This window comes from Chryseobacterium gambrini (genome assembly GCF_900156825.1).
GTDB classification, from domain to species: domain Bacteria; phylum Bacteroidota; class Bacteroidia; order Flavobacteriales; family Weeksellaceae; genus Chryseobacterium; species Chryseobacterium gambrini.
Window position 1 is genome coordinate 149,188 of sequence record NZ_FTOV01000005.1, and the last position, 22,009, is coordinate 171,196.

General features: G+C 36.5%; 15 protein-coding genes and 1 pseudogene. 6 read left to right on the top strand and 10 right to left on the bottom strand.

The genetic code is table 11. The features are described from left to right. Positions 1–163 precede the first annotated feature (163 nt). The gene (locus BW951_RS11440; RefSeq protein ID WP_076392860.1) at positions 164–1,192 is read left to right on the top strand and encodes a LacI family DNA-binding transcriptional regulator; all 1,029 of its coding nucleotides are present in this window, start codon (positions 164–166) and stop codon (positions 1,190–1,192) included. A gap of 416 nt (positions 1,193–1,608) precedes the next feature. Here BW951_RS11440 and BW951_RS11445 read toward each other — a convergent pair whose 3' ends face one another. Together BW951_RS11445 and BW951_RS11450 are read right to left on the bottom strand one after the other, a co-directional pair. After that, complete coding sequence (locus BW951_RS11445; RefSeq protein WP_139326147.1) at positions 1,609–2,670, bottom strand: hypothetical protein; 1,062 nt, start codon at positions 2,668–2,670, stop codon at positions 1,609–1,611. A gap of 215 nt (positions 2,671–2,885) precedes the next feature. Then, positions 2,886–3,119: a hypothetical protein gene (locus BW951_RS11450; RefSeq protein ID WP_076392864.1), complete on the bottom strand. Its 234-nt coding sequence runs from the start codon at positions 3,117–3,119 to the stop codon at positions 2,886–2,888. A 297-nt stretch (positions 3,120–3,416) separates the two neighbouring features. Between BW951_RS11450 and BW951_RS23045 the strand changes: the two are divergent. Both BW951_RS23045 and BW951_RS11460 read left to right on the top strand, forming a co-directional pair. Further along, positions 3,417–3,662, top strand: a pseudogene (locus BW951_RS23045) (REP-associated tyrosine transposase); the annotation flags it as partial. 290 nt (positions 3,663–3,952) lie between these two features. Continuing rightward, on the top strand, positions 3,953–4,282 hold the full coding sequence (locus BW951_RS11460; RefSeq protein ID WP_076392866.1) for a hypothetical protein: 330 nt from the start codon (positions 3,953–3,955) through the stop codon (positions 4,280–4,282). 360 nt (positions 4,283–4,642) lie between these two features. On the opposite strand, the gene BW951_RS11465 is transcribed toward BW951_RS11460, so the two are convergent. The 8 genes from BW951_RS11465 to kduI form a co-directional block, all read right to left on the bottom strand. Further along, entirely contained in the window at positions 4,643–6,259 is a 1,617-nt protein-coding gene (locus BW951_RS11465; RefSeq protein ID WP_076392868.1) for a UxaA family hydrolase, read from the bottom strand. A gap of 6 nt (positions 6,260–6,265) precedes the next feature. After that, positions 6,266–7,729 (bottom strand): tagaturonate reductase, encoded by a 1,464-nt coding sequence (locus tag BW951_RS11470; protein WP_076392870.1) that lies wholly within the window; start codon positions 7,727–7,729, stop codon positions 6,266–6,268. 450 nt (positions 7,730–8,179) lie between these two features. Continuing rightward, entirely contained in the window at positions 8,180–9,709 is a 1,530-nt protein-coding gene (locus BW951_RS11475) for an MFS transporter (protein ID WP_076392872.1), read from the bottom strand. A 6-nt stretch (positions 9,710–9,715) separates the two neighbouring features. After that, on the bottom strand, positions 9,716–10,378 hold the full coding sequence (locus BW951_RS11480) for a beta/alpha barrel domain-containing protein (protein ID WP_076392874.1): 663 nt from the start codon (positions 10,376–10,378) through the stop codon (positions 9,716–9,718). 235 nt (positions 10,379–10,613) lie between these two features. Next, a complete protein-coding gene (locus BW951_RS11485; RefSeq protein WP_076392876.1) occupies positions 10,614–11,618 on the bottom strand; it encodes a sugar kinase in 1,005 nt (334 codons plus the stop codon). Between the two features lie 533 nt (positions 11,619–12,151). Beyond that, a complete protein-coding gene (gene uxaC / locus BW951_RS11490; RefSeq protein ID WP_076393139.1) occupies positions 12,152–13,549 on the bottom strand; it encodes a glucuronate isomerase in 1,398 nt (465 codons plus the stop codon). A gap of 16 nt (positions 13,550–13,565) precedes the next feature. After that, positions 13,566–14,348 (bottom strand): gluconate 5-dehydrogenase, encoded by a 783-nt coding sequence (locus BW951_RS11495; RefSeq protein WP_076392878.1) that lies wholly within the window; start codon positions 14,346–14,348, stop codon positions 13,566–13,568. Between the two features lie 8 nt (positions 14,349–14,356). Next, entirely contained in the window at positions 14,357–15,193 is an 837-nt protein-coding gene (kduI, locus tag BW951_RS11500; protein ID WP_076392880.1) for a 5-dehydro-4-deoxy-D-glucuronate isomerase, read from the bottom strand. An 852-nt stretch (positions 15,194–16,045) separates the two neighbouring features. Here kduI and BW951_RS11505 point away from each other — a divergent pair. The 3 genes from BW951_RS11505 (at position 16,046) to BW951_RS11515 (ending at position 22,006) form a co-directional block, all read left to right on the top strand. Beyond that, entirely contained in the window at positions 16,046–19,060 is a 3,015-nt protein-coding gene (locus tag BW951_RS11505; RefSeq protein ID WP_076392882.1) for a SusC/RagA family TonB-linked outer membrane protein, read from the top strand. A 10-nt stretch (positions 19,061–19,070) separates the two neighbouring features. After that, positions 19,071–20,903: a RagB/SusD family nutrient uptake outer membrane protein gene (locus tag BW951_RS11510; protein ID WP_076393141.1), complete on the top strand. Its 1,833-nt coding sequence runs from the start codon at positions 19,071–19,073 to the stop codon at positions 20,901–20,903. Between the two features lie 80 nt (positions 20,904–20,983). Next, complete coding sequence (locus tag BW951_RS11515) at positions 20,984–22,006, top strand: pectinesterase family protein (protein ID WP_076392884.1); 1,023 nt, start codon at positions 20,984–20,986, stop codon at positions 22,004–22,006. Positions 22,007–22,009: the final 3 nt, after the last annotated feature.

The following is a 22,009-nucleotide window of genomic DNA, read 5'->3' on the forward strand; positions in this document are numbered from 1 at the left end:
TTAATGCAAATAAAATCAGCAATTTAAGCATACCTTTTTTTTATAATGACAGTTCTCTGTTATAATATCATTTCAATTGCTTTTTAATCTCCATAATTTGATTAAATTTACCTCAATAACGTATTTCGTTTTGAAGTACATCATCATCCTGAAAAAAGTTTTTATGAATAAAAAAAGTGCCACGATATACGATATTTCGAAAAAGCTAAATGTAAGTGTGGCAACGGTTTCCAGAGCATTAAACGATCATCCGAGAATAAGTGAAGCAACGAAGGAACTGGTAAGAAAAACTGCCAAAGAAATGAACTATAAGCAGAACAATCTTGCCAAAGCCTTAAAAAGCGGTGAAACGAAGAATGTGGGAATTATTGTTCCGTATATCAATACCAACTTTTTTTCTTCTGTTATACGCGGCATTGAAGAGGAACTTTCGCCTTTCGGTTATCATGTGATTATCTGCCAGAGCCATGAAGATGTGACCATTGAAAAAAAACATCTGAATACGCTTCTTAATGCGCAGGTTGACGGTATTTTCATGTCAGTTTCCAGAACAACTGTTGAAACGGAGCATATCCAGAATATTTTAGATACTTCAAATACGCCGATCATATTTTTCGACCGTAAAAAGGATATTCCGGGAATAAGTACGGTTACGATTGATGATTACCGGGGTGGTTATATTGCTACGGAACACCTCATCAGCGAAGGTTATAAAAACATCTGTCATTTTTCGGGAGATCTGAATCTTGAGATTTACCGCAACCGTCTTAATGGCTATAAACAGGCACTCATCGATCATCATTTTTCTGTAAAAGAGGAAAATATTATTTCTACAGGAAGTTCTATTGACGCCGGAATCGATGCTATTAAAAAGTTGTGGGAAAGAAAATCTGTTCCCGATGCTATTTTTTCGTCCAGTGATTTTGCTGCTTTGGGAGCCTGTCAGGAACTTAAGAAAAGAAAGATTAAAATTCCTCAGGAAGTTGCCGTAATTGGCTTTTCCAATGAACCTTTTACCCAGTTTATGGAGCTTCCGATGAGTTCTGTAGACCAGACTCCGGTAACGATGGGGAAAATGGCAGGACAGGTTTTTATTGAAAGTGTAAAAGAAAACAGCTTTGGTGTTTCCATAGAGAAAAAGGTGGTTCTGGCTCCTCAGCTTCATATCAGAAAGTCTTCGAAGAGGAAGTAAGTTTTTTATCTTTTCTGAAATATTCTCCTGTTCATTTTCATCAGAAAACATTTACAAAATGGTTTTCAATATCATGGAAATACTGTATATTGCGTAAAAACAGCCCTTACTTAATTGAAAAATATGAATGATTCTAAAACTATAATCACCCAACTCGAAAATACCCTTAATATCAGATTTGAAAAGAAAATTCCAAAGACGAAAACCTTTGTTATATGTCAGACAGATTAGTGAGTAATTTTTTTCTAAAAATTGATTTTATATTTTTTAATAGTTAAATTATTTTCTCCTTAAATCGTAAATAGCAGCTTAGTATCTCAAAGACCTTCAGTATTTTAATTGATCAAATCTTAGTTGTTAACTACCTCAAAATAAATTATAAAAAAAGACTGTCCTTTTGGAACAGTCTTCTTAGTTTATCTCAAATCCGTTATATGAGTTACTTTTTGCGTCTTTTTATCAATGCTTATCATCACATCAGACCACGTCCAATACTCGCTATACTCAGAAACATCTATGCTTCTTGGCTTATTAAATCCTTCTTCCAGCATAGCTTTTGTCATGCCAATAATAATTTTACTGTTGAAAACAGCCTCTCCAAAAGTTTTTCCATATTTTTTAATTAGCGCTGCCTTTCTCTGCTCTGTCTGCTGTGTTTCTTCTTCTTTGGTTTTAAATTTTTCGTCATCCAAAAGATAATTTACATTGATCGTAGGAAAGTATTGATTTTTAACTTTCTTAGGCATGTTATAGAAAAAATCAACTTTAAAATAATTGTTGAAAAAATCTCCCATCGTAAAATAATAATCAGATAAACCTTTATTAATGGTAGAATTATTCTCATAATCAATAAAATGAACTTTACGGGGCTTGTCATACTCAGTTAGTATTTTTTTAATTTCCTGCCTTGCCTTAAATGCCTGCTCTTCAGAAAAATTTAAAGAACTCACATCAAAATTTCGTATAATCTGTTCCATTTTATGAGTTTCTATCTGATTGAAATAATACCTGTCGATAACACTTTTTACCATTTTAATGTACTCAGGATTAATATCATTTTCCTTCTTAAACTTATCCAGTCTTTCCAAAGATTCTTTGTAAGCTAATGCTGCATTCTGATAATCATTTTTCCACAAATAATAATTTGTTTTTATCAGATAGCAATTGGCAACATCATAAGAACCTCTTTCCTGATTATCCATACCTTTGAAACAATTATTTACATAGTTAATAATAATATCGTACTTATTATCATCAAAATTAGGATCAAAGCAGAATGTAGCTAATTGTTTTGCATCTTTGGTAAACCAATAATTAGAATTGTTTACACCGCCTTTTTCTTTTAGGTAAGTTAATGCTTCAGAATATTTTTCTCCTTTAATAAATTTATTGTACTTACTCTCATTCAACTTCATCTGTGCATTAAGACTAAGACCAAAAGTTATTAATAATGATACAAATAGTTTTCGTGTTATCATGGTAATTAATTTTATTGGGGGCAAAAGTAAATAAAATTTTCAGAAATATATGTAGAAATGGGTTTTTGATAAGTTGTTTAATAAATAGTAAATGATGGTTTACAAAACGCTATATGTATTCTAAACTTGTAGGGATAAATGTACACCTCATCTTTTGATTAATATTATAAAAAAAAAGCGGTTGAAAAAACCGCTTTACTTTTACCAAAGATTTGCTAGTAAACACATCCGCAACCTGTTTCCCATTCCTGACAAAGACGAATAGGCTCATTACACCATCCGCCGCCACCTCCACCGCCGCCGGTTACTCTGTAGCATATACCATCATTACAGTAATAAGATCCTACAGTGGGTGGACAGTTTCCATCCAAATCGCAGACTGCATACGCAACGTCGCCGCCGCTGATGAGCACCAGCTGACTTCTTTTTAATTTTTTTAGATTTTTCATAATGAATATTTTTAATTTGCTGATTACTAAGGTATAAAATTTTTAAATCACATACAAGTGTTTTATATAAAACCGAAATTTTAAAGATTATGAACGAAAAGAAAATGCTCTTCGCGGAAGCAAAAAGACTTTTCAAATAATTATTATAAACAAATTTAGTGTCTGAATAAAAATTTTTACTACATTCGTTTTCATTAAAAAAACACACGATTTTATATAAACAGTATTAACCTTTAAAATCAAAAATGATGGGATTAACGAATCTGAACTCCGTTCATTTGAGCAGTGCAAAGATCACTGGATTATTTTAAAAAATCCTGCGAACATTTATCTCGTGAACAAAAATTCAAAGTTTGGCAAGATGGATATCATGCCGAGGAAGTTTTTTCTAACAAATGGATTAAAGAAAAAATAAATTATATTCACCAAAATCCTGTGAAACAGAAAATTGTGACAGAACCTGAGCATTATTATTTCAGTAGTGCACGGAATTATGCAGACTTCGATAATCCTTTGGATGTTCTTGTGGTTTTTATGGGGTGAATTGTTGCGAGTTGTAGTCACGGATTGCAAATCCGCGACATCGGGAAAGCTTTATCTCACGATGCAGAATTCCGACGGAGCAGGTTCTTATGCTGCAATTTTTGTATTTCAAAACGGAAAATTTTTAGAAAAACAAGTTGTTGCTCCTTTTTAAGAATCGTAAGACAATCAATACGAATATATTTAATTTTTTTCTTGTCATTATTTCGCTTTTATATCATTGCAAAGAAAATGTAGGAAATGAAATGTAATAAGTATAAGAATGATGATGAAGAATAAATACAATTTTTATGAAATACTCTGAAAAAGATTTTGACATTAAAAGGCTCATACGAAAATTAGATGCCGAATTTATTCTCCAGTTGTTGTTGCTAGAAAAATTGCCACCTTCAATGCAAACTATTTTGGATGCAGAGATAAAAGCGGGAAACAGAATTGTAGATGTTATGGAAGATTATCCAGATCCCCATTCGGTCTGCGTTACATTAGGTGAAAAATTTATAGTAAAACATAAAAACTTAGATGAAGATGAAGTAGAATTTTCCCTTTGCAACGATCCGCATTATTGGTTTGCAGACTATACATCAAAAACATATCCTAAACATCTCATTATTTGTTGAAGCTATGGGAATATTTTTTTACATATTATCACTTATACCTTTCTTTTTTGTCCGATGTCGCGGATTTGCAATCCGTGACTACACTATCGGTTCAAAGCAAATAAAATATTATAGTTCCTTATTGTAAATATGAAATCAGCACGGATTGCAAATCCGCGCTATCAACAATTACAAATCCGATGTCGCGGATTTGCAATCCGTGACTTTACGCTCAATGAAATGTTATCAAAATGTTAGAGCCACTTATTTTAAGTAGGAAATATGCACGGATTACAAATCCGCGCTATCGCCCAAAAAGAAAATGCTCCCCACACAAAGCAGAAAGCATTTTCAACCCTAATATTTAATATAAGTAAATCATTACAAAGAGACCCCTCGTCTCCATGGAATGAAATCATTCTGATTCAGTAAGTCGGCTTTGGTTTTCACTTCACCGCTTGCCACTTTAATGATGTATTCGAGCAGTTCGTCTGCTGCTTCCAGAATTGTTTTATCTCCGCTGATGACCGTCCCTGCATTGAAATCGATAATATCAGACATTTTTTCAGCCAAAACAGTATTTGAAGAAACTTTAATCACCGGAGCTATCGGATTTCCCATCGGTGTTCCGAGACCTGTGGTGAAAAGGACAACTGTTGCTCCAGAACCGACTAAAGCAGTCGTACATTCGGCGTCATTTCCGGGGGTACAAAGCAAATTCAGTCCCGGTTTTGTTGCGTATTCTGTAAAATCCAGAACCTCAACAATCGGAGCAGAACCACCCTTTTTAGCTGCTCCTGCGGATTTCATGGCATCGGTAATCAAACCGTCTTTGATGTTTCCGGGAGACGGATTCATATCGAAACCTGAACCTGCCGCCACAACAGATTTTTCAAAATCTTTCATCAACTGGAGGAATTTCACACCATCTTCATCATTGATGCAACGGTTCACCAACTCCTGCTCTACTCCGCATAATTCAGGGAATTCGGCAAGCATCGTTGTTCCGCCAACTGCTGCCATAATATCCGAAACTTCCCCCAAAACTGGGTTTGCAGAAATTCCGGAGAAACCGTCGGAACCACCACATTCCAAACCGATATTCAGCTTTGTGATGGGGGCAGGTTTTCTTTCAATATTATTAGCCTGTTTAATTCCTTCATAAGAATCTTTGATCACGCCGGTCAGCATTTCATCAATCGTTCCCGATTTTTGCTGTTCATAAACAACAATCGGTTTTTTATTATTGGGAGCCAAAGCGTGAAGCGCATCCATAAAAATCTGCACCTGAAGATTCTGACAGCCTAAGCTGAGAACCGTAGCACCGGCAACATTAGGGTTGTTTACATATCCTGCAAACAGCCTTCCCAATGCTTCCGCGTCCTGACGAATTCCGCCACAACCGCCTTGATGGGTGATGAATCTTACATCGATATTTTTAAATACTCTGGTGTCTTCTTCCTCTTCCACTGCAGTATGAGAGGTTTCGCCACCATTTAATAATGATCTTAATAAAAGCTGATGTTTATTTGCTTTTTCGTGTAACAGCTCTTTTTCAAAAATATCTTTCAGCGTTTCGATATTTTTGTTTTCACAGAATACCAAAGGGAAAAACAGCCAGATGTTTTCCGTTCCCACCTGTCCGTCTTCACGGTGGTATCCCATGAAAGTACGGTCTTTCCATCGGTCTATATTCGGGGGAATCCAGCCTAAAGTTTCAGTTTTGCCTTCTACTTTTGCGCTTTGGTGTTTTACGTTTTCAGTCGTAATGACTTCTCCTTTTTCGATGGACTGATTGGCTTTTCCGACAATGACACCATACATAATGATCTGATCTCCTTCTTGAAAATCTACCGCAGCAAATTTATGTTTAGCCTTAATGTCTTTTACCAACGTGTATTCTGCACCGTCAAGATGTACCGATTCTCCGGCAGATAAATCAAGCAGCGCTACAATAACGTTGTCGTTGGGATTTACTTTCAGGACTTTCTTTTGCATGATTTTTTAAGAATTGAATTCTACAAAATTGTTATACGCAGTTTCCATGTCATTATGATCGATTTCATACAATGCATTTGCCACTGCTGTTTTCAAACCTTCAATCTGAGTAAGATCCGTATCCCAGAAAGAAGTTTCAGAAAGTGCCAATTCAGCGACTTTTTCATATTCTTCGTTTGTCCAGATTTCTTGGAATTTAGCAACGATTCCTTCTTCATCATTTAAAGGAAGCGCTTTTTCGCCGAAACTTCCCTGATAGAATCTGATGAGACCTGCCAACGAAAAGGTAAGGTTTACCGGCAATTTTCCGTTGTTTTCAACATAGGTGAGTAAACTCGGCAATACTCTTACTTTAAATTTAGATACAAAATATAAAGCAATACTTACCAAATGATGCTTAATGAAAGGATTTCTGAAACGGTCGAAAACTTCTTCCGCGAATTCTTTCAGTTCTGCTTCATCTAAACCTAATGTCGGATTGACTTCATTAAAAATAGCATCCTTCAGGAACTTTCCGATAAATTGGTCATCCACAGATTCTTTAACCGTTTCTTTTCCCGATAAAATTGCCGGAGCCAACATTAAAGTGTGACCGCCATTCAGAATTCTGACTTTTCTTAAACGGTATGGCTGAATATCATCCACCACCAAAATCTGTTCGTTGATTTTATTGAAAGGAATTCTTTCATTTAAATTTCCTGCTTCCTGAATGACAAAAAGTAAGAATGTTTCCGAAACCACCATCATCTGATCTTCATACTCCAGCTGATCTTCATAAGATTCTGCATCATCTTTCGGATAGCCCGGAACAATCCTGTCTACCAGTGTATTATGGAAATAATTGTTTTGATGAATCCACTCTAAAAATGCATCTTCTAAATTCCAGAGTTGAGCATATTTGATGATAATATCTCTTAAAACAAATGCATTGTTTTCAATTAATTCGCAGGGAATAATTCTCAATCCTTTATCAGCCGCTCCATTGAAGTATTTAAATCTTTCGTAAAGTAAAACCGCTACTTTCGCAGGGAAATTTTTGTGCGGGCCTTCGTAAAAAGTTTCTTTTTCATCAAAAGCAATTCCTGTTTCCGTGGTATTGGAAAATACAAATTCCAGCTCTTCTTCTTTCGCTAAAGCTAAAAAATCCTGGTAATCAGAATATGGATTAACTGATTTCTGAATGGCAGAAATAACGTGCTTTTCATCAATAATTTCTCCTTTTTTAATTCCTCTCGTGAAAAGGGTGTATAAATTATCCTGCTCTTCCATTTTCTGAATAGAGCCGTTTGGCGTTGCCTGTAAGTTGACAATACCCCCTTTCCAGTCGGTTTCTTTATTCAATTTATCAATTACATAATCTGTGAATCCACGCATGAAATTTCCGCCACCGAACTGAACGATTTTAATGGGAAGTTTTTCCTGAGTATTGTTTAATTCACGATTTAATTTTTGTTTTATCTGATTTTCCATTTTTCTAATTTGAATTAAACTGTGTTTTTAATTCTGCTAAATCTTGCTGCAGGACGTTTTTTAAAGCAAAGTCCGCAAAGATTTTTTAATATCTCATGTATATTTTTAAGTTCGCAAAGGCGTTTCACTTCAATAAGATCACTAAGAGTTTTTACTTACTTTCTATATATTTTAACCATTAAGATATATTAAGGGTTTAAGAAAAGTTAAGGGAAATAAATTTCGTAAGATTGAATTTAATTTGCTTGTAAATTCTTAATTCTTCTTAACTTCTCATCTATTCTTAATGGTTTAATTTTTTACGATGACTTGGAGTTTTGACCACAAAGTCCGCAAAGATTTTTTTAATATCTCACGTATATTTTTAAGTTCACAAAGGCGTTCTACTTAGCAAAGGATTCAAAGTTTTTATTTGAACTGGTAAGAGTTCTTTTAAAATTTCATCAAAATTTATTTACTGATCACTTTGTATTTAGGAACCAATGTTTTCATTACTGTCCAGGCAATAAGGTAAGCTACGGCGCAGATTGAGAAAATAATCATGTAGCCTTTATCAATTCCGTCCTTAACGATTGCTCCGGATTTTTCCAACTGCTCAAAAAATCCATCCGGTAATCTTTCGTTGATGTATTGAGGATATTTTTCCAGTAAAGGAGTTCCGTCAACTGTTGACCATGCTTTGTGTGCGTGATCGAACAAAACTCCTGAAGATTTATTAATTAAAAAAGAACCGATTCCGCCTGCCATTCCGCCAATTCCGGTAATCGTAGCAATGGCTTTTTTAGGGAACATATCGCCGACCGTCGAGAAAATGTTTGCCGACCAAGCCTGATGCGCTGCTCCGGCAACTCCGATAATCAAAACAGGAATCCAATACGTTGCCGAACCTAAAGGCTGTGCCAAAAGTGCCAAAAGCGGAAAAAACGCGAAGATCAACATGGCTTTCATTCTTCCTGAATAGGCGTTCATTCCTTTCTTTTCCACAAAATATTTTGGAAGCCATCCTCCGATAATGGAGAATAAAGTGATCATATACAATACAAATAACGGGAATGCACTTTGCGTAGAATCCATTTTGTAGACGGAACTTAAATACGCCGGAGTCCAGAATAGAAAGAACCACCAAACACCGTCCGTCATGAACTTTCCGAAGGCAAAAGCCCAAGTCTGTCTGTAACTGAAACATTCTTTAAACGTAAATACTTTTTCCGGAACCGAAGTATCTTCACTCGGAAGATCGTCCTGATCCTGATTGATATACGTTAATTCGTGTTCATTAACTCTTTTATGATGATGAGGTTTTTTGTATACAAATATCCAAAGTCCCATCCATACAAATCCCAAAGCACCAATGATGATAAATGCCCATTCCCAACCCATCGATTTGGCAATGAAAGGAATTGTAACAGGTGCTGCCAAAGCTCCGACCGTTGCTCCTGCATTCCAGATACTGGTAGAAAATGCTCTGTCTTTTTTAGGAAAATATTCTGCCGTGGTTTTAATTGCTGCCGGAAAATTCCCTGCTTCACCAATTGCCAAAACGAAACGTGCAAAAATGAACAACGTAACACTTGTACTGATGATCGCAGAAGTATTGGAAACTGTAGAAATCAATTCTTTAGATCCTTGAAAACCTGCAAACCATTTTCCGGTAAGAATTCCTGAGGTAGCGATTCCGCAAAAAGCGTGTAGAACTGCACCGACTGACCAAACTCCGATTGCCCAAAGGAAACCTTTTTTAGTATCCATCCAGTCGACAAATTTCCCTGCGAAAAGCATTCCTACGGCATAGAAAATGGAAAATAAAGCAGTTATATTTCCGTAATCGTTGTTATTCCAATGAAATTCGGGTGCTATAAAGTCTTTCCAGGTTAAAGATAATACCTGTCGGTCTAAATAATTGATTGTTGTCGCCAAAAACAGCAGCAGACATATCGTCCATCTGTAGGTTGTTGGTTTAACAGTATTAGCTGAACTCATAGTAATCTATTTAGTTAAAGCCTGAATAATTTCCAGCACTTTTTTAGTTTCATTTTCTATTGTCGTATAATCTTTGGCAGCCATCAAATCTTTGCTGATGAGTTTGCTTCCCATTCCTACCGCAGAAACTCCGGCTTTAAACCAGCTTTCAATGCTTTCTTTCGTAGTATCTACTCCGCCTGTCGGCATAAATTTCAGATTCGGGAAAACATCTTTGATGGAACTCATAAATCCTGCTCCCAAAGCATTTCCGGGAAATAATTTAATAAATGTTACTCCTGCTGCTTCAGCGGTGATGATTTCAGTCGGCGTCATACAACCCGGACTGTACAATAGGTCTTTCGGAATTAAAAATGCGGCAACTTCAGCTACAAGACCTGGACTAATGAAAAAATCTGCTCCGATTTCATAATATTCTTCAGCCTGCTGTAGATTTTTAATCGTTCCGATTCCCAGAAGCATTTCCGGCATTTCTGCGTTACGGATTTCTATCATTTTTTTTAAATTTCTTAATGCAGATTCTCCGCGACTTGTATATTCTACTGCCCGAATTCCTGCTTTGTAAAGCGATTTCAGTATGTTTATGGTTACCGTTTCATCATCATTATAATACAAAGGCAAAGCTCCCTGATTGATGATGGTGTTTGTAACTAATTGAATTTTTGTCATTTTGTTGAATTATCTTGTTTAAAAATAATTTTTGATGGGGTTTTGTCTATCCTTTAGTATGTTGTAATTTCAGCACCTCTTTATTTTTAACGCAAAGGGCTCGAAGATTTTCTTTTTAAAACTCGATGTATATTTTTAAGTTCGCAAAGGCGTTTCACTTAAATAAGATCACTAAGTTTTTTGATTTAATTCTAAAAAGAATCGCTATAAACTATAAACCAGCAACTAAAAACTATTATCTCTTAATTCTTCCTCCGGAATTTCCTGCCATTACTTCAAGAATGTCTTCTGCGCTGCAATAGTTGATGTCTCCTAAAATCGTGTGTTTGATGGCACAGGCTGCATTGGCAAAATTCAATGCTTTTTCGTCGTCGAAGTTTTTTAAACCATAAATTAAACCTGCTGCGAAAGCATCTCCTGTTCCGATTCTATCGACTACATTGTCTATTTCTAAAAATTTGGTTTCAAAATAATTTCCGTTGACCAAAGCTCTTCCCTGCGTTTGCTGAGAACTCGCCGTAACCCCAATTCTTATCTTATCGAAAATTTTATGAATGGATGGGCATTGTCTTTTTAATTCTTCACAGGCTTCTAAGAATCCGTTTTTATCTGATGAAAACTGAGTTCCTAAGATTTCGTTGATTTCATTTACTCCACCAATGAAGTTGGTTGATAGAGAAACCAGTTCCTTCAACACTTCGTTTCCGTTTTTTCCATATTTCCAAAGATTGGAACGATAAGCCGGATCGGTCGTGATCTCAATTTCTAATTCACGAGCGGTTTGTAAACCTTCTTTGAGACTTTCATACGCCGATTTTGAAATTCCGGGGCTGATTCCTGTCCAGTGAAAATAATCGCAGTCTTCCAAAGCTTTTTTCCAGTCGATTTTCTCTGCTTCTATGTTGGCAAATGAACCATTTAAACGGTTATAAGCAATTCTGCTTGCCCGAACCGATGATCCTACTTCTAAGAAATACAAACCTAAAGGATGTTCATTTTTAGAAATAAAACCAGTATCAATTCCGAAGCTTTTGACAAAAGAAAGTGCCGATTCTCCTACAAAATCGTCTGAAACAGCACTTACATGCTTTACTTCGCATCCCATGGTTGACAATGAAGAAGCGACATTGAGCTCTGTTCCGCCGAAGAAAAATTCCATTTCGTGGCTCTGCTTCATGGTTCTGTTTCCGGGAGGAGAAAGTCGCATGATGATTTCTCCGAAAGTAAGTATTTTACCCATAAGTTTTTACTAACCTTAATTTTTTGAATATCTGTTGATTTTTTTAAAGCGAAGACCACAAAGACTTTTTATTAAAAAATTACAGATATTTTTATTTAAAACCATTAAGATTTATTTAAGGAGTTTAGAAAAATTAAGTGAGCTTCGCTTTAAGTGCTTTTGCTGAATTAAAATCTTTGATTTTATCTTAATCAAAACTTAACTTCTTAATTCTCCTTAATGGTTTAAAATATTTTTTATTTCTCGCCGATTTAGATGATGACGCAGGTCATTTTAAATCTGCAAAATTTGCTCAATCTGCAAGATTTTTAATTTTAACCATTAAGATTTATTTAAGGAGTTTAGAAAAATTAAGCTGAGCTTCGCTTTAAGTGCTTTTGCTGAATTAAAATCTTTGATTTTATATTAATCAAAACTTAACTTCTTAATTCTCCTTAATGGTTTAAAATATTTTGAATCTCCCGCAGATTTAGCTGCTGACGCAGATCATTTTAAATCTGCAAAATTTGCGAAATCTGCGAGAGTTTTTTCAATTAAAAATCAAAATAATTTTTAGCATTATGGTAACAGATATCGGAAATAATTTTCCCAACGTGTTCCATATCCTGTGGCAATTCTCCGTTTTTCATTTCTTCTCCGAAAAGATTACAAAGAACTCTTCTGAAATATTCGTGTCTCGGGAAAGAAAGGAAACTTCTTGAATCGGTTAACATACCTACGAAACAGCTTATCAATCCCATGTTTGAAAGGGCATTCATCTGTTTGATCATTCCGTCTTTCTGGTCTAAAAACCACCATCCTGAACCAAACTGTACTTTTCCTTTGATACTTCCATCGTTGAAATTTCCGATCATCGTTGCGAAAATTTCGTTGTCGGCAGGATTTAAATTGTATAAAATGGTCTTCGTTAATTTATCTTTTCCATCTAAAGCGTTTAATAATTTAGACAAAGTTTCTGCCTGAACGAAATCGCCGATAGAATCCCATCCTGTATCGGGACCGAGAATTCTGTGCATTCTTTCGTTATTGTTTCTCAAAGCTCCCAAATGGAACTGCTGAACCCAGCCAAATTTGTGATACGCTTCTCCTAAGAACAGTAAAATGGCTGTTTTAAACTGATTCACCTGCTTTTCGGCAATTACTTTTCCTGAAAGTTTATCATTGAAAATGGCACTTACTTCCGCTTCTGTAGCTTCTTCAAAAGAAATATTGTTCAGTCCGTGGTCGCATAATCTGCATCCGTTTTCGTGGAAATATTCAATTCTTTTTAATAATGCATCGCACAAAGTCTGGTAAGAATTGATCTCAATTCCTGCCGATTCGCCTAATTTGGCAATATAATCTGCAAAGTTGTGGTTTTCAATTAAAATCGCTTTATCAGGACGGAATGCGGTACTTACTTTTACTTTCCAGCCGCTTTTTGCCAGATCCTGATGATAATTCAAAATATCTGTTGGATCTTCTGTTGTACACAGAGATTCCACATTCATCATCTCCAATAAACCTCTTGTTGATTTTTCGGGAGTCTGCAACTGAGCGTTGATGTTATCATAAATTTCTGAAGCGTTGTTTTCATTCAGCAATTCATCAATTCCGAAATATCTTTTCAGTTCTAAATGCGTCCAGTGATACAGAGGATTTCTCAAAGTATACGGAACCGTTTTAGCCCACGCTTCAAATTTTTCTTTATCTGAAGAATCTCCGGTAATGAATTTTTCGTTCACGCCCATGGTACGCATCGCTCTCCATTTGTAATGATCGCCCGAAATCCAGACTTTAGAAATATTATCAAAAACCGTGTTTTCTGCAATATCTTTAGGAGTCAAATGATTATGATAATCAATGATTGGCTGTTTTTCTGCGTAGTTGAAGTATAATTCTTCAGCGTATTTATTTTGTAATAAAAAAGTATCTGTAATAAAAGAGTTCATTCTTAAAGTTCTAGTGTTATTCATTAGCAGGTTTCCCGATGGTTGCTAAAATTCCGCCGTCAACGTAAATAATCTGTCCGTTGATGAACTTACTTGCATCTGAAGCAAGAAAAATAGCGGTACCGGCAAGGTCTTCCGGATTTCCCCATCTTCCTTCCGGAGTTCTGCTGATGATAAATTCGTTGAACGGATTTCCGTCCACCCTTATGGGTTCTGTCTGCGACGTTGCAAAATATCCGGGGCCGATTCCGTTTACCTGAATATTATGTTTCGCCCATTCTGTTGCTAAATTTTTGGTGAGCATTTTAAGTCCGCCTTTTGCCGAAGCATACGCAACGACGTTATCGCGTCCCAGCTCACTCATCATCGAACAGATGTTGATGATTTTTCCGGATTTTCTCTTGATCATGTATTTCCCCACTAATTTGGACATGATAAAAGGTCCGGTAAGGTCTACATCGATTACTTTTCTAAAGTCTTCCACTTCCATATCAATTGCCGGAATGCGTTTGATGATTCCTGCATTGTTGACAAGGATGTCTATTTTTCCATGAGCAGCTTCCATTAAGGCTACTTTCTGGGCGGCTTCCCGTTCGTCGGTCACATCGAAAATATATCCGGTTGCTTTGTATCCTTTGGAATGATAATATTCCAGAGCTTCGTCTAATTTTTTCGGTGTTGTACTTGTGATCGCCAGTTCGGTTCCCGCTGCGGCAAGACCTTCTGCCATTGCCATTCCCAATCCGTGAGTTCCGCCTGTAACAACGGCAACTTTACCGGATAAATCGAATAAATTCATGTGGAAAATTACTTGAGTTCGTTAGTTTTTACAGGATCCATATCGCCATAATCCATGTTTTCCCCCGCCATTCCCCAAATGAAGGTGTAATTGGAAGTTCCGACTCCTGAATGGATAGACCATTCCGGAGAAAGTACGGCTTCGTTGTTTTTCATAAAGATATGACGCGTTTCATGAGGCTGCCCCAGAAAATGACTTACCGCCTGACCTTCTTCCAGATCGAAATAGAAATAAGCTTCCATTCTTCGGGTATGCGTATGAGAAGGCATGGTGTTCCAGACACTTCCTTCGTGCAGCTCCGTCATTCCCATCTGTAATTGGCAGGTTTCCAGTACGCTGTTTACAATCAGTTTATTGATTGTTCTTCTGTTCGCATATTTTGTTTCGCCCAATTCTACAATTTCCGCTTCGTTCTTTGTAATTTTCTTTGTAGGATAAGAATGATGAGCGGGTGCAGAATTGAAATAGAATAAGGTCTGCCCTTCGTTTCCGTTTTCAAAAACCACATCTTTTGCTCCTTTTCCGATGTATAAAGCTTCTTTATTTCCCAGTTCGAAAACTTCGCCGTCAACGGTCACCTTTCCGGCTGCCCCTACGTTGATGATTCCCAGTTCTCTTCTGTCTAAGAAATGTTCAGCCTTTAAATCGTCAGTCGGTTCCAGCTTCAATTGCCTTTTTACCGGCATTGCGCCACCGACAATCATTCTGTCGTACATAGAATACACTACATTGATCTGATCTTCATGGAATAAGTTATTCATGAGAAATTCCCTTCTTAAATCCTCTGTTGTATATTTTTTTACATCTTCGGGATGATGGGCGTAACGAAACTCAGATTTTGTCATCTTCTTTACTATTCATTTTTGCGGTTTTAACAAAACCGGTTAAACATTGTGTAATCGATTGCATAAATTACACCGAAAATTTGCAGAAATACTTTCGGGATAAATATATAATTAATATTCAAATGATCAATAAAAATTTAAAAAAATATCGTAAATAATTATAAATCAATATTTTAAATAATAAAAACAATTCATAAGTTAATAAAATATGACCAGAAATTTAATCATTATTTAACCAAAATAATGCTTCAGGATTTGATTGAAATAAAAATCTATTAGAAAAATAGTTGGACTTTAACAATAATGATTCTGTAAACATAATTCAAAATAAATTTATTCTATACATATAATAAGGCTAAACTTTATCACTAAAAAATTTCTCTCTAAATTTCCTTTTAAAAAACTGATAAAAATCAGGAAAATGCATTAATTTTTGTTCTTGATGATGAATTTGGGGAAATCCTGAGTCTTAAAAACATGTAAATTTTAAGATTTTTTTAAGTTATTCTATAATCCGGACAGAAAAATTTAAAGAAAAAAAATATAGAATAATAATCCATAAAAAACTGATTAACAACTATTTAAAATTCTAAATTAATTATTAATTACAGCATTTCACTTCAAATTAATGAAAAAATAATATTTTTTTCTTTGCATATTCAAAAATAATATTAGTTTAGAAGCGAGAATATTTTGACTTGAAAAATTACGCAATCGATTGCACTACGGAAAGTGTAAGATTTTCTAAAATATTTACCACTAAAAAAGCAGTAGAATACTTCCAAGATCCACCAATGAAAACAAAGATTGAAAAAAAACTTTCAACCAAAATTAAAACTATAAGGATACAAAATGGATAAAAAAGTACAATCAGTAAAGTGGTTATATTTAACTGTCTTTCTACTTCCTGTCCTTGCAATGGCTCAAGAAAAAGAAACAAAGAAAGAAAAAGAAACCAAAATCGACGAAGTGGTTTTGGTGGGATATACAAAAGTTTCTAAAAAAGACGTTACCAATGCTGTTTCTTCTGTAAAAGCAGAAGCTATAAAAGATATGCCTTCTACCAATGCTGCAGAAGCAATACAGGGAAGAATGGCTGGAGTACAGGTGTCTCTGAGTGAAGGTTCACCGGGAGCCGATGTAGATATTGTAGTAAGAGGAGGAAACTCCATTACAGGGAGCAATGCTCCATTATATATTGTAGACGGCGTACAGATGGATAATGCGCTTTCTATCCTTTCTCCTAAGGAAATTCAATCGATTGAAGTGTTAAAAGACGCCTCTTCCACAAGTATTTACGGAGCAAGAGGCGCTAATGGTGTTGTCCTTATTACCACAAAAGGAGGTCGTAAGAGAGCAAAAACTTCAATTAATTACAACGGATTTTTAGGGGTAAGAAAAATCCAGAATACCATAGATGTTTTAGATCCTTATCAATACGTGCTTTACCAATACGAAGTGTACAACAAAGGCGGTGTACAGACTGATATTGATGCATTCAAAGCGAGATACGGAACTTTTGCAGATCTGGAAAAATACAAATCCGTAAAAAAGAGAGACTGGCAGGATGAAGTTTTCGGAAGAGAAGCATTCAATTTTACGCATAATCTTTCCGTAACGGGAGGATCTGATAATTCTTCTTTCTCATTATCCTTAAATAATGTACAGGAAGACGGAATTATGATCGGTTCCGGATTCAAAAGAAATATGGCAAACTTTAAGTATGATTATGATGTTTCGAAAAAAATCAGCATCACATTAAATGCCAGATACAGCCGCCAGATGATCTATGGAGCAGGAACTTCTTCCACCGGTTCGCAAAGTACCAACAGACTGAGAAATGCTGTGAGATATCAACCGTTTGAAGGTGGTTCCAATGTAAATGTAGATGAATTCGATCCTTTATTTGCCAACGAAACCAACCTTGTAAACCCTATCCTTTTAGCGAACAGCGAGGTAAAGGAAAACGGAAGAAACGACCTCCTTTTAAATGGAATCATCGAATACAGAATCAATAAAGATTTCACTTTCAGAAGTGTGATCGGATATGTACAGAGAGATGAAATGGTAAATCAGTTTTCCGGACCGGTTACTTCTCTTGCAAGACAAAACAACGATCAGCCTGTGGTTTTCCTTAGCAAGGCTCAATCCAGAAGAATTACGAATACCAATACATTAAATTTCAGAAAAACTTTCGGAAATCACAAACTGGATTTACTGGCAGGACAGGAAACCGTAAAAACAGATGCAGAATCTTTAACGATGAACATCAAATGGTTCCCGAAATCAATCAGCGCAGAAGAGGCATTTGCCAATATTCAGGCGGCCTCTCCTCCATCGGGACAGGTTCAGGATATTCCGAAAACAAACGTTTTACCGGATCGTTTGGTTTCATTTTTTGCAAGAGCCAACTATATTTTTAACAACAAATATATCTTTACTGCTTCCATGAGAGCGGATGGTTCCAGTGTATTCGGGCCCGGAAACAGATGGGGCTATTTTCCGGCGGCTTCAGTTGCATGGAAAGTAAATGAAGAAAATTTCCTGAAAGACAGTAAAGTAGTGAGCGAATTAAAACTTCGTGCAGGATACGGATTATCCGGAAACAACAGAATACCGGCATTTTTATATAGTACGTTTTTCACGACATCATCAGATTACGGGTATGCATTCGGGAACAATGTAACACCGGGAGCTACAACAGGAGCGATTATGTCTAATCTTAATGTAAAGTGGGAATCGGCGGCTTCTAAAAATATCGGGGTAGATTTTGGATTATTCAACGGAAGAGTTTACGGAACGGTAGATGTTTATCAGACCGATACAAAAAACCTTTTATTGCTGGCTAAAATTCCTCAGACTTCAGGATATGAATACCAATATCAAAACTCGGGAAGCACTTCCAATAAAGGAATTGAATTTTCTGTAGGCGCTGCGATCATCAACAAAGAAAACTTTAACTGGAAAATTGATGCGAATTTATCTTCCAATAAAAATGTGATTAAAAGTCTAGGAAACAGTGCTTCCGCAAGTGCAAATTCTTATCTATATCCTTCAGGATGGCAAAATAACCTGAACGATTTCCTTGTACAGGTCGGAAAACCGGTAGGAACATATTGGGGGTATATTACCGCAGGAAGATACGAAGTAAGCGATTTCGATTATAATCCTACCACTCAGGTTTATACTTTAAAAGCAGGAATCCCGAGTTCTGCAGCAGCAGCAAACGGAGCGAAAGCTGTACAGCCTGGAGATCTTAAACTTGCAGACCTTAACGGTGACGGAATTATCGATAATAAAGATATGACGGATCTGGGAAGCGCACAACCGAAGTTTTACGGAGGTTTCAACCAGACATTCCGATACAAAAACTGGGATATGAGTTTGATGTTCAATTTCTCTGTAGGAAATAAAGTATATAACGCGAACAAAATAGAATATTCTACTCAGTATCTTTACCGAGACAACAATATGCTTGCTGAAGTTGCCAACCGATGGAGATGGTTTGATGATGCAGGAAATAAAGTGAATGATCCTACCGCTCTTGCCGCCTTAAACGCCAATACAACAGGATTTACACCGCCTGCAGGAGCTTACTTCCTTCACTCGTATGCTATTGAAGACGGTTCTTTCCTGAGACTGAACAACGTTACAATAGGATATTCTTTAGGAAAAGATTTCACCAAACAATTGGGATTATCCAATTTCAGATTGTATTTTACGATGAACAATCTGTTCACGATTACAGGGTATTCCGGATATGATCCTGAAGCCAATACGAGAAGAAACCCGTTAACACCGGGAGTAGATTATGCAGCATATCCGCGAAGCAGATTTATTTTATCAGGAGTTGATATCACTTTTTAAACCTAATATTATGAAGAAAAATAAATTTTTAGCCATTCTTTTTTCTGTCATCGGAATATTTTCTCTGAATTCTCTGAATTCTTGTGAAGAATATTTAGATGTAGAAAGCTTATCCAATACTTCAGAAAAACAGCAGTTTGATTCCGCGGCAGACACATTTTCCGCTTTGGTCGGAGTGTATAATGCAACCATGGGAGACAATACCTACGGACAGAGAATGAACCTGATTCTTTCTCAATCCGGAGACGACATGAGAACTTCGGGAGATTATAACGCAAACGACCGAAGAGGGGTAAGCTGTTTCGGAGCGATTCCAACGAATACTGAGCTTTTAAGACCGTTTTTAGATACGTACGCAGGAATTGAAAGAGCCAATCTAGTGATTAAAAACATTCCGCTTTCTCCTGTGTATCAGACGGGTTCAGCAGCAGATAAAAAATTAATGGACAGATATTTAGGAGAAGCTTTAACTTTAAGAGCACACTTCTATCATGATCTGATCAAAAACTGGGGCGACGTTCCTTTTCAGGATGTTCCTTCTGCTGATCTTCCGAGCGTGTATCTCCCAAAAACAGACAGAGACGTTATTTATGATAAGATTCTGGAAGATCTTTTAAAAGCGGAAAGTTTAGTTCCTTGGAGATCCGAAGGCGGAACCACCGCTCAGAGAATTTCGAAAGCAGCGGTAAAAGGATTACGAGCAAGAATTGCACTGGCAAGAGCCGGATATTCATTAAGAAGAAGCCCTCAACAGATGATGCAGGGTTCCAATCCTCAGAAATATTATCAGATTGCTTATGACGAATGTAAAGACATCATCAATTCCGGACAGCATCAGCTGAATCCGAGTTATGAAGGATTATTCAGATCACTGCATACCAACAGCGCAGATACATCCAACGAAGTAATTTATGCCATCGGAGCTTTCGGAGGAAACTCCAGAACAGACAGTAAAATAGGATATTACAATGGTTTAAGACATGATGATACCGACTGGAAATCTTCCGGAGGAATCAGCGCAATTCCTGTTTATTTTTATGAATTTACAAAATATGATCTGAGAAGAGATGTAAATATTGCCATCTTCAGGGTAAATACTTCAAAGCAGGAAGAGCTTCAGACTTCCATCAACTGGAACGACGGAAAATTCAGAAAATCGTGGACTTCCATCACAGGAACTTCACAAAACCTTGGAATCGACTGGCCTTTGCTGAGATATGCAGATATTCTATTAATGTTTGCCGAAGCCGATAATGAGCTTAATAACGGACCTTCTGCACAGGCAGTGAATGCAGTTCTTTCGGTAAGACAGAGAGCGTATGCAGGAAATTTAAGTCAGGTGGGAACAATTCCGACCGACAAAACAGGATTCTTTAATTATATCGTTAAAGAAAGACAACTGGAATTCGGAGGTGAAGGTCTTAGAAAATACGATCTGATCCGTTGGAATCTTTTAGAAACGAAAATCAACGAAACAAGAGCTAAACTTACCCAGTTTATGAACGGTACAGGAGCTTATGCCAACGTTCCGGAATATATCTTCTACAAAAAAGTAGCGTATAACAAAGACAGAACGGCACAGCAAAACGTTTCGGATATCGATTTCTACACCGCAACCGGAGTTGCCAAAGCAGATATTTTCTACAGCCCGAACCAAAGTGTTGCAACGCCTTCCGGATACACAAAAGTAAACTGGAGACTGGCGATGACGCAGCCTTACATCAGTGGAGATCCTGTGAAAAGTTATGCGTATTATTTTCAGGCCAACAGAAAGGAATTACTGCCGATTGCTTTAGACGTAATCAACTCCAATTATAATCTTACGCAGGATTACGGATATTAGAAAATAGTTCACATTCATATCAGAAAAATACAGGCTTCATCTCCAAAGTGGAGTCTGTATTTTAATCAAAAAAAATTTCAATGAAAGCTTCCTTTTTTCTTAAAAATTTAAATTCTTTTTTTGCTTTTTTGATCGTTTTGCTCAGTTTTCTTTCTTTTAAAGCCAATGATAAAACCATCGTGGTTTCAAAAGACGGAAAAGGAAATTTCTCCACCATTCAGCAAGCCATAAATGCAGCAGAAAACGGATCTTCCGTAAGAACGAGAATTATAGTAAAAGAAGGAATTTACAAAGAAAAAATTACCATTCCGGAAACAAAAGGCGCTATTTTGCTTGAAGGTGAAAATCCTGAAAAAACCATCATCACCTACAATGATTTTGCATCAAAAAAGAATCCGGAAGGAAAAGAATTCGGAACGACAGGTTCTTCAACGGTTTTTATTTACTCAAATGATTTTACGGCAAAAAATATTTCATTCGAAAACAGTTCAGGAAAAGTAGGACAGGCAGTTGCTGTTTTAACGACGGGCGACCGAATAGCTTTTGAAAACTGCAGATTCTTAGGAAATCAGGATACGCTGTATTTAAAAGGCGTTCAGGATTCATCAGACAAAACAAAGCCTTCCAGAAATTATTTTAAAAACTGCTACATCGAAGGAACAACCGACTATATTTTCGGAGCAGGAACCGCTGTTTTTGAGGACTGCATTATTTATTCCAAAGAATCGGCAAGCTATGTTACTGCAGCTTCTACTCCACATGAAAACGAATTCGGATTTGTTTTTATCAATTCGAAAATAGCAGGAAACGCAAAAGAAAATTCAGTCTATTTAGGAAGACCGTGGAGACCATTTGCCAAGACCGTTTACCTTAATTGCGAAATGAATTCCACCATACAACCGGAAGGATGGCACAACTGGAACAAGCCCGATGCAGAAAAAACCACGTTTTATGCAGAATTTAACTCCAAAGGAAGCGGTTCAGATCACTCCAAAAGAGTATCATGGTCGCATCAGCTAACCAAAACCGAAGCCAAAAAATATACAAGAGAACAGGTTTTAAAAGGAAAAGACAACTGGAATCCGCTAATAAATCTTAAGTAAATT

Coding starts and splice junctions, on each gene's coding strand:
- BW951_RS11460 (WP_076392866.1), top strand. CDS start 3,953: ATGAAATACTCTGAAAAAGATTTTGACATTAAAAGGCTCATACGAAAA.
- BW951_RS11450 (WP_076392864.1), bottom strand. CDS start 3,119: ATGAAAAATCTAAAAAAATTAAAAAGAAGTCAGCTGGTGCTCATCAGC.
- BW951_RS11495 (WP_076392878.1), bottom strand. CDS start 14,348: ATGAATTTATTCGATTTATCCGGTAAAGTTGCCGTTGTTACAGGCGGA.
- BW951_RS11440 (WP_076392860.1), top strand. CDS start 164: ATGAATAAAAAAAGTGCCACGATATACGATATTTCGAAAAAGCTAAAT.
- kduI (WP_076392880.1), bottom strand. CDS start 15,193: ATGACAAAATCTGAGTTTCGTTACGCCCATCATCCCGAAGATGTAAAA.
- BW951_RS11515 (WP_076392884.1), top strand. CDS start 20,984: ATGAAAGCTTCCTTTTTTCTTAAAAATTTAAATTCTTTTTTTGCTTTT.
- BW951_RS11470 (WP_076392870.1), bottom strand. CDS start 7,729: ATGGAAAATCAGATAAAACAAAAATTAAATCGTGAATTAAACAATACT.
- BW951_RS11445 (WP_139326147.1), bottom strand. CDS start 2,670: ATGATAACACGAAAACTATTTGTATCATTATTAATAACTTTTGGTCTT.
- BW951_RS11505 (WP_076392882.1), top strand. CDS start 16,046: ATGGATAAAAAAGTACAATCAGTAAAGTGGTTATATTTAACTGTCTTT.
- uxaC (WP_076393139.1), bottom strand. CDS start 13,549: ATGAACTCTTTTATTACAGATACTTTTTTATTACAAAATAAATACGCT.
- BW951_RS11485 (WP_076392876.1), bottom strand. CDS start 11,618: ATGGGTAAAATACTTACTTTCGGAGAAATCATCATGCGACTTTCTCCT.
- BW951_RS11510 (WP_076393141.1), top strand. CDS start 19,071: ATGAAGAAAAATAAATTTTTAGCCATTCTTTTTTCTGTCATCGGAATA.
- BW951_RS11475 (WP_076392872.1), bottom strand. CDS start 9,709: ATGAGTTCAGCTAATACTGTTAAACCAACAACCTACAGATGGACGATA.
- BW951_RS11480 (WP_076392874.1), bottom strand. CDS start 10,378: ATGACAAAAATTCAATTAGTTACAAACACCATCATCAATCAGGGAGCT.
- BW951_RS11465 (WP_076392868.1), bottom strand. CDS start 6,259: ATGCAAAAGAAAGTCCTGAAAGTAAATCCCAACGACAACGTTATTGTA.